Below are 11981 nucleotides of genomic sequence, written 5' to 3'. Positions count from 1 at the left end.
GTCAATGGCCAAGCCTTCCAACATCGCCGACGCCAACCTGGCCCTGCCCGACACCACCGAGGGGCGTGCGCCGCTGGATTCGGCCCTGGACGACCTGATCGGCTACGCCATACGGCGTGCGCAGCTCAAGCTGTTCCAGAACCTGATCGGTCGGCTTGCCGAGCACGACCTGCGCCCCGCTCAGTTCTCGGCCCTGGCGATCATCGAGCAGAATCCCGGCCTGATGCAGACCGACCTGGCTCGCGCGCTGGCGATTGAGCCGCCCCAGGTGGTGCCGTTGCTGAACAAGCTGGAAAGCCGCGCCCTCGCCGTGCGTGTGCGCTGCAAACCAGACAAGCGCTCCTATGGGATCTTCCTCAGCAAGACCGGCGAAACCCTGCTCAAGGCGCTCAAAGAGATCGCCGTCCAGAGTGACCTGGACTCCACCGCAGCCCTGGACGGTGAGGAACGTGCAGAGCTGCTGCGCTTGCTGAAGAAGGTGTATCAGGACTGACGGCTTACCAGAGCGCCACGGTGTAGAGCACCAGGAAACGGGTCTGGTTTTCATCGCGAAATGCCGCGCCAGCCGGGAAGTCATTGCGATAGATCGACTTGCGCGCCAGCAGCCCGACGTTCTTCAGCGGGCCGCTCTGGATCACGTAGCCCAGCTCCATCTGGAACTCGCGCTCCTTGCGATCCTCGGCGTTGAATGCCGCCAGCTCGATGTTATCGCCGCGCACGTAACGCAGCCGGCCCTTCAGGCCCGGTAAACCGGAAGCCGCGAAGTCATAGTCGTAGATCGCCTGCCAGGTGCGCTCCTTGGCGTTGAGAAAGTCCGAACTCATGGTCAGTTCGCTCATGCCCATCAGCTCCGTCCCGGAGATATAGGGCGTGGCCGTCTCCCCACTGGAATGCATGTAGCCCAGGCTGAATTTGTGACCGCCCAGGCGGTAGCCAAACAACGCCGAGAGGTTGCGGTTATCCACGTTCCCCGCCTTGGCGCTGCCGTCCTCACGACTGAAGAAACTGCGCAAGTCGCTGGTGAGCACGCCATCGCCCACGGGCAGATTGTGCAGCAACGCCAGGGTGTCCTGCTGGTAGAGGTCGGCTATCTGCGAGTGATAGGCGCGCAGGCTGAGGTCTTTGTTGACCTGGTAGTCACCGCCGACGTAAGCCAGGTGCGAAGTGGTGGCGGTGGCGTTGAAACGCCGGTTGGGCGAGGCGATGGTCATGGCCTGGTAGCTGGTGGAGTCGCGTTTGTTGATGCGGTCGATATAGCCGGTATTGAAGGTCAGGCCGTCGATATCCTTGGAGCTCAAGGTGGTGCCGCGAAAGGTTTGCGGCAGCAGGCGCGACGGGCTGGCAAAGGCGAACGGCAGGAAGATCGACACGTCACCGGTCTTCACGGTGGTTTGGGCAAACCGCATCTTGGCGGTCGGCGCCAGGCGCGAGTACTCATCGGCGGCACGCTTGTCGCTGGCCGACACCGGCAACAACTCGGTGCCGCTGCGGTCCGGCGAAGAATCGAGCTTGACCCCCATCAACCCGCGCACATCCAGGCCAAAGCCCAGCGGGCCCGGGGTGTACCCCGATTCCAGGTTGAGGATGAACGCCTGGGCCCATTCTCGCGCAGCGGTCTTTGCACCGTCGTCCTTGTAGTCGCGATCCAGATAGTAATTGCGCAGGGTCAAGGTGCCGTGGCTGTCGTCGATAAAGCCGGCCGCCCACAGCTGGGAGGGCAACACGCTCAAGGCCAGCAACGCCATGACCAGGCCTGGCTTGCGGTTCGACACACAGGAGACGGACGCCACTGCAACGGCGTCCTCCATCGGGAGTTTTGGCATGTTCGTTGTCCATTTTTTGTTGTTGTTTTTGGGGGTGGCACACGCTCGGCCCGTTCGGCTTCGCCAACAGAGAATGGAAACAGCCGACGGCACTCGTCAACAGCAACTGACCGATAATCGAACATTAATAAAGCTATCTATTTTTATGATGAACACTGACACGCATCACAACACCATGAATTTAAAGCACTTATTTACTGTTTTTAGCATTTTTAATACGCCATTCATTTTTTAGTTATCTTTGTTATCTTAATCAGCAGCAGCCACTTGCGCTCGCCACCACAACAAAAACAACAACAATGAGGTTTGCCCATGGACAGTCCATCGCGTCGTTCGACGCTGACTATCGCGTTGTGCTTTATCGTTGCGCTGATCGAAGGGTTCGATCTGCAAGCCGCCGGAACCGCCGCCGCGGGGTTGCGCCAGAGTTTTGCCCTGGACCCGAAGATGCTCGGTTGGGTGTTCAGCGTCGGGATCATTGGCCTGCTGCCGGGGGCGTTCTTCGGTGGCTGGGTCGCCGACCGAATCGGGCGCAAGAAAATCCTGGTGATCGCCGTGCTGCTGTTCGGGCTGTTCTCGCTTTGCACCGCGTTTGTCGAAAGCTACTCGAGCCTGCTGTTGGTGCGCTTTCTGACCGGCCTCGGGCTGGGTGCCGCGCTGCCTAACCTGATCGCGCTGTGCGCCGAAGCGGTCAGCGAACGCAGCCGGGGCACCGCCATCAGTGTGATGTACTGCGGCGTGCCGTTGGGCGGCGCATTGGCGGCGGTGGTGGCGATGTTTTCCAGTGAACACTGGCAGACCACCTTTATCATCGGCGGCCTGGCGCCCTTGCTGGCCGTGCCGTTGATGATCCTGCTGCTGCCCGAGTCCAACGCCTTTCGCCAACAGCTCGACAATACCCTCAGTGCCCGCCCCTCCACTCGCCAGGCGCTGTTCGGCGAAGGGCGCGCAGGCACCACGCTGGCCTTGTGGCTCAGCTACTTCTTCACCCTGACTGTGATGTACATGCTGCTCAACTGGCTGCCGTCGTTGTTGCTCGAACAAGGCTTCAGCAAACCCCAGGCGGGCATGGTGCAGATGCTGTTCAACATCGGCGGCGCCCTTGGCTCGCTGCTCGGCGGTGTCCTGCTGGACCGCTGCAATGCCCTCAGAGTGGTGCTGTTCGTGTATGCCGGGCTGCTCGCGGCCCTGGCCGGGGTCGGGCTGTCGGTGGGCATCGTGCCCATGGCCATCGCCGGTTTCGCCGCGGGCTTGTTCGTCATGGCCGCGCAGTTGGTGCTCTATGCGTCGGCACCGCCCTCCTATCCAACGGCGGTACGCGCCACCGGTGTCGGTGCGGCCGTGGCCATCGGCCGGCTGGGCTCGGTGGCCGGACCGCTGGCGGCGGGACAACTGCTCGCCGCAGGTGCGGGCACCACAGGCGTCCTGCTGGCGACCTCTCCCGGGTTGGCGATCGCGGCGCTGGCTATCATCACCGTCATGGTGCGTAAGGCGCCACTGAACCTGTCCACCCCGGAAGCGGCCGGGCACACCAAAGCCTAGAACTTGTGCAGCCAATTGAGCACCAGTTTGTTGCCCTCGGTGCGGTTCTCAGCCTGCTGTTCAAAGTAGGCGTTCACCGATAGCACGTTCTCCTTGTTGAAGGCGTATAACAGGCCTGGGCCCATGGCCCAGACCTTCTCCCGGCGCCCGCTCACGGCGTGCCCGTCCACCTGGGTGTCGGTGATCTGCTTCAACCAGTAGCCGTTCACCCCCACGCTCAGTTGCTGGCTCAAGGCATATTGCACGGTCAGGTTGGCATGCAACGCCTGGCCGGCCTGGGTATCGGAAACATCCCCAAAGCCGGCCTGCGGCTCATCATTCTTGCCATTCCACAGGTACATGAAACGCCCGCTCGCCGACCACTTCGGGCTGAACCAGTACGTTGCCGCGTAATACGGGTTGAATGACCAGAAGTTGCTGCCTGGGTTGATCGAGCGCTTGCGGTCATAGGCCCCCACCGGCACCGAGATATCGGCTTCGACACGTTGGGTCAACAACGGGCTGCCATCGGCGCGGCTCAGGGTCGGCAGTTGCAGGAAGGGCCCCACAGTCACATCACCAAACCCGGCGCGAGAACTCAGCGCCGCATTGTTCAAACCGTCGTCGACATCTGCGTGGACCAGGGAGGTGTTGATCAGGGTGAGTCCCGGCATTGCACCATTGGCCAGGGGTTGCCCGAGGTAGATGATCTGCGTGGTGGGCGCCACCACGTCCAGGTCCTGCTTGGGCAACGCCAGCTTGTGACCGTTGGCGTCATTGAAGCGGCTGGCCCGGGAGTACGTCAGGTATTCCTCCAGGTACCAGCCAGGGCCGGCCGGGGCCGGTGAGCCGTCGTAGAAACTGGTGCTGCCGAGGTTGAGCCCGGGCAGGTCGTAAGCGTGTGCAATCGATGACAGTGCGACAAAAGGCATGGCCGCAACCGTCCGCAAGATAGGCTTGAGCATCTTGGATGTCCTGTATTTTTGTTGTTGTTCAAGACCCCCGGCGCGGAGGCGCCGCGCCGGGGTTTAGCGCCGTTGCAAGCGCTACACGTAGGTCGCGGCCAAGCCACCGTCCACCGGCAGATTGACCCCGTTGACCCAGCGCGCGGCGTCCGAGCAGAGGAAGGCAATCACCGCCGCCACCTCATCGGCCAGGGCTGGCCGGGTCATGCGCTGGCTGTCTGCGGCCACCCGTTCCGGCCCGAGCATGCTGACGAAATCACCGAGAATCGGGGTAAACACCGGCCCCGGCGCGACGCAGTTGATGCGTACCGAGTGATCGCGAAACCAGCCCTGGGATTGCTGGAAGCTCCACACGATCAGCGCTTCCTTGAAGTACTGATAACAGTTGTCCTGCTCCACCGGGTTGGCCGCCAGCCACTGCTGCCCTGCCTCGAAGCTTGGCGTCGCGGCCAGGGCCTTGTGCCGCTCCAGCCGTTGCGGCCATTGCGCGCCGAGGACCGAGGCGACATTGACGATGCTGCCGCCCGCCGGCATGCGTGGCAGCAGCGATTGAGTCAGGTGCCGCAGCCCCAGGTAATTGACCGTGGCCACCGCTTGCAAGGGCGCCGTACCGGGCACGCCGGCAATGTTGCACAGCCCATCGATGCGCGCCGGCAGGCGTGCAACCAGCGCATCGATGCTGGCAGGGTCGCCCAGGTCAGCCTGGACGAAGCTATCCAGGGTCAGTTGCGGTGCATGGCGATCAACGCCGATCACCGTGGCCCCCTGGAAGCGCGCAAGCCGCGCCAGCTCGGCGCCAATGCCGGAAGCGACGCCAGTGACGATCAAGGTTTTGTTCTGCAGGTTCATGTTCAAGCCCTCTTGTTTTTGTATAGGCATGGGTGGATCAAACCGATGAGCCAGGGCTCAGAACGGATAGGCAGGCGGTGTATTTTTCAGCGTGACCCACTGCCACTGGCTGTACTCGTCCCAGTCGGCCGGCCCGCCCACGCTGCCGCCATTACCGGAGGCGCCGCGCCCGCCGAACGGGTTGATGCATTCGTCGGCCACGGTCTGGTCGTTGATATGCAGCAGGCCGCAGTCAAGCCGCTCGCCGATGGCCATGGCGCGCCCGACCGACGGCGAGATGATGGCGGCCGACAGGCCGTACTCGGTGCGGTTGGCCAGTTCGATGGCCTCCTCGTCCGTGGCGAAGCTGACCACCGTGGCCACCGGGCCGAAGATTTCATCCTCAAACGCGCGCATACCCGGACGCACGCCACTGAGCACGGTGGGCTGGTAGAACAACCGGTCATATTCGCCGCCCGCCTCCAACCGCGCGCCCGCTTGCAGGCTGTCGCTGACGATTGCGTGTACGCGCTGCAATTGCCGTTGGTTGATCAATGGGCCGAGCGCGGCCTCACCCCGGGCGGCATTGCCCACCGTCAACGCCCGGGCCTTGTCCACCAACTTGCGCGTGAGGCGTTCGGCGATGGATTCGTGGGCGAGAATCAAGCCGGTCGCCATGCAGATCTGCCCCTGGTGCATCCAGGCGCCCCAGGCGGCATTGCTCGCGGCCAGGTCGAGGTCGGCGTCTTCGAGAATGATCAGCGGGTTTTTGCCGCCCAGTTCCAGCGCGACTTTTTTCAGGTGTCGCCCCGCCACTTCGGCGACTTTGCGCCCCGCCGCCGTGGATCCGGTGAACGCAATCATCCGCACATTCGGATCGCGGCACAGCGCCTCCCCCTCCGGCGCAGCGCCGGGCAACACCTGCAGCAGGCCCTTGGGCAAGCCCGCCTCCTCGAACAGCCGGGCGATGAGAAAACCACCGCTGACCGGCGTCTGCGGGTCGGGCTTGAGCACCACCGCATTGCCCGCCGCCAGCGCCGGCGCCACCGAGCGCAGCGACAGGATCAGCGGAAAATTGAACGGCGAAATCACCCCGACCACGCCATGGGGCTGACGCCGCGCATAGGACAGGCGCCCGGCTTCACTGGGCAGCACCACCCCGTGCGGTTGGGACAACAGCCCCGCCGCCTGATGCAGCAGCACTATCGCTTCGCGCACTTCGTGTTCACCCTTGAACAATGCGCCGCCGGTTTCCCGCGCGACATACAGCGCCAGTTCCGCGAAGGACTGCTGAGCCAGGTCCGCCGCCTTGCGAAACACCTCGGCACGCTCCCGAGGGCCGAATGCAGCCCATGCCGGCTGCGCCAGGGCCGCGTTGCGGCAGGCGATGGCGATGTCGGCCGGGGTGGCCATGGCGCAGCGCATCAGGGGTTCGCCGGTGGCGGGTTCGATCACTGGGATCACGGACCCCGAGGCGGGTATCCAATCGCCGTTGAACAGGCATTCGGACGCAATGGCCCGCTGTAGAAAGTGAGTGGTTTCAGACACTGACATGGCAACTCCGAGTTCTTGTAATTGTCATCGCCTGCACAGGGTGCAAACGCCGCATCAAGCCTTGAGCAAAGGCTGTGCCGCTTGCGCGCAAAGCTGCTGACGTAACGCGTCGAGGGCTCTGGGTCGCGGCCCGCCGCGCCGCGCTCACACCCCACCGAGCGGTTGCCTGCAAGAACCGGGGCCCTGCCACTTGTTCAATTGATAAGGTTATGTTTAATAACTATCTGAGCAGTTACTCATATCGTTCACTCGCTTTGCAGGGGCATAACAATGACTAATCCCCCCAGTGCGCTGCCCGACGACCGGGTGGCCAATGCGGCCTTCCATCCGCGCGGCGACAGCCGCCAACTCAGTGCCGGCAGCTCGCCCACGCCGGCGGAACTGACCGACTGCCTGTTTTTTTCTCCCGAAGACGGGCGTATCTGGCTCAACGATCAACGCATGTTGTTGCTGCACAGTTCGTCGTTCGGCGCCCTGCGCGGGGAGGTCATCGAACGCCTGGGCCTGGAGCAGGCGCGCGGCCTGTTCACCCGCACCGGTTATGCCTCCGGCGCGCGGGATGCGCGGTTGATACGCGAGCGCTGGCCACAGGCCGATGCCGCCGCGGTGTTTCGCGCCGGGACACACCTGCACACCCTGGAGGGCATGACCAAGGTCGAGCCGCTGCACTTCAAGTTCGATGCCGATTCGGGGTTCTATGAAGGTGAGTTCCTCTGGCACCACTCCTGCGAGGCCGATGAGCATGTGCGCGCCTACGGCATCGGCCAGGACCCGGTGTGCTGGACTGAAACCGGCTATGCCATCGGTTTCGTCAGTGGCCTGTTCGGGCAAATGGTGATTTTCCGCGAAGTGGAATGCCGTGGCATGGGCCACCGCAGCTGTCGGGTGATCGGCAAGACGGCCGAGCAATGGGGTGACGTCGAGCAGGACCTGCGCTACCTGAATGTGTCCCAGGCCGTCACCAGCACCACGCTCGCGCCCACGCCCGAGCACCCGGTGAGCCGCAGCGCCAGGGCCAACCCGCCGCAAACGCTGGTGGGCGCCAGCGCGGCGTTCAACGCCGCGACACAAGCCCTGCAACGCGTCGCGCTGACCCCGGCAACGGTGTTGATCAGCGGTGAGTCCGGAGTGGGCAAGGAGATGTTTGCGCGCCAGTTGCACCAGCTCAGTCACCGCCATGACGGCCCGTTCGTGGCGCTCAATTGCGCCGCCATTCCGGATAACCTGATCGAGGCCGAACTCTTCGGTGTCGAACGCGGTGCCTATACCGGCGCGACGCACTCGCGCCCCGGACGTTTCGAACGGGCCCAGGGCGGCACGCTGTTCCTGGATGAAATCACCAGCCTCAGCCTGGGCGGGCAGAGCAAGTTGCTGCGGGCCTTGCAGGAACGGGAAGTCGAACGGGTCGGCGGCGTGCGCGGTATCAAGGTGGACGTGCGCGTGGTCGCCGCCACCAATATCGACCTGCGTAAAGCCGTGGCTGACGGTACGTTTCGTGAAGACCTGTTCTACCGGCTGAATGTCTACCCCATCGCCCTGCCACCGCTACGCGAACGCAGGGACGACATCCCGCTGCTGATCAACGCATTCCTCACGCGCTTCTGCCAGGAATACGCGCGAACACCGGCGGGCCTGACCATGCGCGCCCTGAAGGTTTTGCTGCGCTATGACTTCGCGGGCAATGTGCGCGAGCTGCAAAACCTGATCGAACGCGGCCTGATCGCCAGTGACGAAGGCCAAGCGATTGACCTGGTGCACCTGTTTCGCAACGAGCCGATGCCCGCCGATCCCTATGGCCTGGACGACCACGGCAGCCTGTCAAATAGCGGGCCGCAGCTAACCACCACAGCGCCCCGCCCTGCACTGCTGGACACCCTTGGCCAGCTGGACCAGGGGTTTTCCATCGACGGCCTTGAATCGCGCCTGATCAATGAAGCGCTGCAACAAAACGCCGGCAACCTGGCCGCCGCCGCCAGGCTCGTGGGGCTCAGCCGCGCTCAATTTGCCTACCGACTGAAGAAGCATCAGCGGCAAACCCCTTGAATGGCAATTAGTGCTTTAAAAGCTTTACCCAATTAAGTATTTTGCAGGGATACCGGGGCGACAAGCGCCCCTCTTTTTACTCGTGACAAGGATCTCCTGTGAGCGGACTGCGTGAACGTCAGAAAGCCGAACGCCGGCAAGCTATCAGCAAGGCCGCGATCGAACTGTTTGAGCGCCAGGGTTTCCAGAACACCACCATCGAACAGATCGCCAGCCAGGCCGGGGTGTCGCCGCCGACGGTGTTCAAGTACTTCGGCAACAAGCAGGAAATCATCCTGGAAATCCTGCACCACGCCGATCAACGCGCGATCACCGACACCCGCAGCCGGATCCACGAAATAGACGACCCGGTCGAAGCGCTCTGCCACCTGGAACGCCTGCTTACCGGCTATGCGTTGGAAGTCATGCACCCCAGCCTGTGGCGTGAACTGCTGCCGCTGATTCTCTTCGGTGGCAACAATGAACTGCCGGCAGGCTATCGGGCCATGAACGATGCGCTCAGGGCCGAAATCAGCGAATTGCTGCGGGAATTGCAACGGGCCGGCAAGCTGCGCCCGCAGCTCGATGTGGAATTGGCCGCGTTCCTGTTGAACGACTATTCGCACCTGCAACTGTTCCGACTGGTGAACCAGGAACACCCGGATATCGACGCGCACTCTACCCAGGTCAGGCGTATCACCGAGTTGCTGTTTTACGGCATGCAGGCCTGACCCATTGCGGGGTCAGGCCATCCTGATCAGCGGTTGCTCTTGATGGCGGTCCAGGTGCGGGTACGGATGCGCTCCACGGCGGCCGGGATCGGCTCCAGGGCGAACAGGGTCTTGCGCGCTTCCTCCGGCACATACATGTTGGGGTCGTTGCGGATGCTGGCGTCCACCAGCGCAGTGGCGTCCTTGTTCGGGTTGGGGTAGCCGATCTTGTTGCTGATGCGCGCAATCACGTCCGGGCGCAGGATGTAATTGATGAACGCATGGGCCTCTGCAGTATCGGGCGCATTGGCCGGGATCATCATCACGTCCGCCCACATCGGCGCGCCTTCCTTGGGCAGTGCCATCTCGACCTTGACGCCCTTGCCGGCGGCATCTGCCAGTCGCGTAGCCAATGCGACACCGCCGGACCAGCCCACACCCACACAGATATCACCGTTGGCCAGGTCCATGCCGTAGCGCGAGGAGTTGAAGTAAGTGACGTAAGGGCGAATCTTCATCATCACGGCCTGGGCTTGCGCATAGTCCTCACGCTTCTGGCTATTGGGGTCGAGGCCCTTGTAGTGCAAGGCAATCGGCAGGATCTCGTTGCCGGCGTCGAGGAAACCCACGCCACAACTGGCGAGCTTGGCGAGGTTTTCTTCCTTGAAGATGATGTCCCAGCTGTTCATCTGCACGTCGGCGCCCAGGGCTTTGCGCACCTTGTCGACGTTGTAGCCGATCAATGTGGTGCCCCATAGGTAAGGTACGGCGTAGCGGTTGCCGGTGTCCCCCACCGCTTCCAGGGATTTCATGAACGCGGGGTCCAGGTGCTGCCAGTTCGGCAACTGCGCGCGGTCCAACGGTTGGACGGCACCGGCGGTGATCAGATGCCCCAGGTTGGCGGTGCCCGGGAATACCACGTCATACCCGGAGTTTCCCGTCAGCAGCTTGGACTCCATGGTTTCGGCGCTGTCGAATACATCGTAGATCGGGCGGATTCCGGTCTCTTCCTGGAAGCTCTTGAGCACTTCCGGCGGCAGGTATTCGATCCAGTTGTAGATCCTTACGGTTCGTTCTTCGGCCAGGCAAAAACCGCTGATCAACAACGAAGCGACAGTGCCCAACACGGTATTACGCAAAAAACTGTTCATGATAAAAACACTCCAGCGCGGCCGCAAAGGCTCGCGGCACTTAATAGCGATAGGTGAAATACAGTTCCAACGCACTGAAGGTCTGGTCGTCACCGAACACCTGCTTGGCGGCGGCCAGTGGTTTGACCCAGTTATAGGACAGCGACGTATAGAACGACGGCGTGGGCGTCCAGTCGAGGAATATCACGCTCTCATCGGCAAAGCGCCGATCGCGGACCGCCGCGCCCATGTAGTTTTTCTCATCGAGCCAGAACTGGTAGTGAATGGCGCCGAGGGTCAGGGTCTCGTTGAGGTGGGTCTTGAGCGAGAACTGTTGGACATTTTCGTTGCTGTTGAACAGCAGGTAGTTGCCGACCACGTCGCCGACGAGCCACGTACTCCAGTCGACGAAGCCCTTGCTCAACGGGTCCCAGGCTTTCTGGCGGTTATCGCTGAGGTTGTCATCACCGGAAAAGCTCGCGTAGCGATAACCGATGACGGGCGTCAACGGCAACGTGCTGAAGGCATAGTCGGCCTGGCCGTACCAGGCGTTGGCATCGTAATCGACCCCCTCGCCGCTACCGCGCTCCAACGCGTACTCCGCATTCAGAGTCAGCGCCGGTACGCCGGGCACCTTGGCATTGAGCGCCCGCAGGTTGTACACCTGCATGCCGTCGCGACGACGAGGCAGCGTGCTGCCTTTGGGCCCCAGGGCGTTGACCCGCATGGCCATGGCGCCCAGGGTCACTTGGTCGTCGAGGTTGTAATCGAGGTTGACGCCGGTCATGCGGAAATCACCCAGGTCATCGTCGGTGCGCAGGGTGAATGCCTGAGACTTCAAGGCGCCATGTTCCCAGGCCAGGATCGCCGAATCCTTGAAGGCGGTTCGAGGGCCCAGCCAGTAGGCGCCGTCCTTGAGCTGGTCAAGGTTGCCGTCCATGACGATGAACCCCGTACCGACCATGTAGTTCTGGCGGCCAGCCGTTAACTTCCACTCACCGGCGCGGAACCCGCCGTACAGTTCTTCAGCGGCAACCTTGCCGTCGGAACTGCGGGTAAAACCGCCCGCGTCGCCGTCGCCGAACGTGCTTGCCGCGACCAGGGAACCGCCGGCCAGCAAGCTGAAATCGGGTTGCAACGCATACTCGAGTTTGACCCCGGGTTTTACGTAGAACTCTTGCCAGTCGATCTTGGTGCCGCCATTTTTACCGTTGCGCGCATCGACCCGGCCGCTGCCGAAGTTGACGCCGCGGGTTGATAGCGTCGCGCCCCCCGCGGTGAGGTTGACTTCGCCCTTGAGATCGCCGTCCTCAAAGGTGTAGCCCGCCAACGCGACGTGGGTGGTCAAGGGTAAGCCGACCGCTATGAGCGCTCGAGAGAAACGCTTGATGAAAACCATAAGAAGCTCCTGTGTGATTATTGTTGTTA

10 protein-coding genes are annotated in these 11981 nt (G+C 62.6%); 4 read left to right on the top strand and 6 right to left on the bottom strand.

What is annotated here, in order from left to right; all coding sequences use genetic code 11:
• Positions 1 to 4 precede the first annotated feature (4 nt).
• Positions 5 to 493 (top strand): MarR family winged helix-turn-helix transcriptional regulator, encoded by a 489-nt coding sequence (locus TU80_RS24515; RefSeq protein WP_046483785.1) that lies wholly within the window; start codon positions 5 to 7, stop codon positions 491 to 493.
• A gap of 4 nt (positions 494 to 497) precedes the next feature.
• Here TU80_RS24515 and TU80_RS24510 read toward each other — a convergent pair whose 3' ends face one another.
• Positions 498 to 1823 carry an OprD family porin gene (locus tag TU80_RS24510; RefSeq protein ID WP_057005581.1) on the bottom strand — a complete coding sequence of 442 codons (1326 nt, stop codon included), beginning with the start codon at positions 1821 to 1823 and terminating at the stop codon, positions 498 to 500.
• A gap of 312 nt (positions 1824 to 2135) precedes the next feature.
• On the opposite strand from TU80_RS24510, the gene mhpT reads away from it, so the two are divergent.
• On the top strand, positions 2136 to 3365 hold the full coding sequence (mhpT, locus tag TU80_RS24500) for a 3-(3-hydroxy-phenyl)propionate transporter MhpT (RefSeq protein WP_017847936.1): 1230 nt from the start codon (positions 2136 to 2138) through the stop codon (positions 3363 to 3365).
• On the opposite strand, the gene TU80_RS24495 is transcribed toward mhpT, so the two are convergent.
• The 3 genes from TU80_RS24495 to TU80_RS24485 all read right to left on the bottom strand — a co-directional run bounded on the left by TU80_RS24495 (position 3362) and on the right by TU80_RS24485 (position 6691).
• Positions 3362 to 4309, bottom strand: a complete 948-nt coding sequence (locus TU80_RS24495; protein WP_057005579.1) for a SphA family protein — start codon at positions 4307 to 4309, stop codon at positions 3362 to 3364. The genes mhpT and TU80_RS24495 overlap by 4 nt on opposite strands.
• Positions 4310 to 4390: 81 nt before the next feature.
• Positions 4391 to 5158, bottom strand: coding sequence for a coniferyl-alcohol dehydrogenase (locus TU80_RS24490; protein ID WP_057005578.1), 768 nt, complete (start codon positions 5156 to 5158; stop codon positions 4391 to 4393).
• 57 nt (positions 5159 to 5215) lie between these two features.
• Positions 5216 to 6691 carry a benzaldehyde dehydrogenase gene (locus TU80_RS24485; protein WP_046483790.1) on the bottom strand — a complete coding sequence of 492 codons (1476 nt, stop codon included), beginning with the start codon at positions 6689 to 6691 and terminating at the stop codon, positions 5216 to 5218.
• Positions 6692 to 6961: 270 nt separating this feature from the next.
• Here TU80_RS24485 and TU80_RS24480 point away from each other — a divergent pair, with 270 nt between their 5' ends.
• Both TU80_RS24480 and TU80_RS24475 read left to right on the top strand, forming a co-directional pair.
• Positions 6962 to 8734, top strand: a complete 1773-nt coding sequence (locus TU80_RS24480; protein WP_057005577.1) for a sigma-54-dependent Fis family transcriptional regulator — start codon at positions 6962 to 6964, stop codon at positions 8732 to 8734.
• 98 nt (positions 8735 to 8832) lie between these two features.
• On the top strand, positions 8833 to 9444 hold the full coding sequence (locus TU80_RS24475) for a TetR/AcrR family transcriptional regulator (RefSeq protein WP_046383969.1): 612 nt from the start codon (positions 8833 to 8835) through the stop codon (positions 9442 to 9444).
• Positions 9445 to 9470: 26 nt separating this feature from the next.
• On the opposite strand, the gene TU80_RS24470 is transcribed toward TU80_RS24475, so the two are convergent.
• Entirely contained in the window at positions 9471 to 10574 is a 1104-nt protein-coding gene (locus TU80_RS24470; RefSeq protein ID WP_057005576.1) for a polyamine ABC transporter substrate-binding protein, read from the bottom strand.
• 40 nt (positions 10575 to 10614) lie between these two features.
• Positions 10615 to 11952, bottom strand: coding sequence for an alginate export family protein (locus TU80_RS24465; RefSeq protein ID WP_057005575.1), 1338 nt, complete (start codon positions 11950 to 11952; stop codon positions 10615 to 10617).
• Positions 11953 to 11981 lie beyond the last annotated feature (29 nt).

The sequence above is a fragment of the Pseudomonas veronii genome (assembly GCF_001439695.1).
GTDB lineage: Bacteria > Pseudomonadota > Gammaproteobacteria > Pseudomonadales > Pseudomonadaceae > Aquipseudomonas > Aquipseudomonas veronii.
Note: the sequence above shows the minus strand (reverse complement) of the source record. Positions and strands in the feature narration are given on the sequence as shown.

Bases quoted from the DNA above. Each gene is read 5' to 3' on its own strand.
- TU80_RS24515 (WP_046483785.1), top strand. From the start codon at position 5: ATGGCCAAGCCTTCCAACATCGCCGACGCCAACCTGGCCCTGCCCGAC.
- TU80_RS24510 (WP_057005581.1), bottom strand. From the start codon at position 1,823: ATGCCAAAACTCCCGATGGAGGACGCCGTTGCAGTGGCGTCCGTCTCC.
- mhpT (WP_017847936.1), top strand. From the start codon at position 2,136: ATGGACAGTCCATCGCGTCGTTCGACGCTGACTATCGCGTTGTGCTTT.
- TU80_RS24495 (WP_057005579.1), bottom strand. From the start codon at position 4,309: ATGCTCAAGCCTATCTTGCGGACGGTTGCGGCCATGCCTTTTGTCGCA.
- TU80_RS24490 (WP_057005578.1), bottom strand. From the start codon at position 5,158: ATGAACCTGCAGAACAAAACCTTGATCGTCACTGGCGTCGCTTCCGGC.
- TU80_RS24485 (WP_046483790.1), bottom strand. From the start codon at position 6,691: ATGTCAGTGTCTGAAACCACTCACTTTCTACAGCGGGCCATTGCGTCC.
- TU80_RS24480 (WP_057005577.1), top strand. From the start codon at position 6,962: ATGACTAATCCCCCCAGTGCGCTGCCCGACGACCGGGTGGCCAATGCG.
- TU80_RS24470 (WP_057005576.1), bottom strand. From the start codon at position 10,574: ATGAACAGTTTTTTGCGTAATACCGTGTTGGGCACTGTCGCTTCGTTG.
- TU80_RS24465 (WP_057005575.1), bottom strand. From the start codon at position 11,952: ATGGTTTTCATCAAGCGTTTCTCTCGAGCGCTCATAGCGGTCGGCTTA.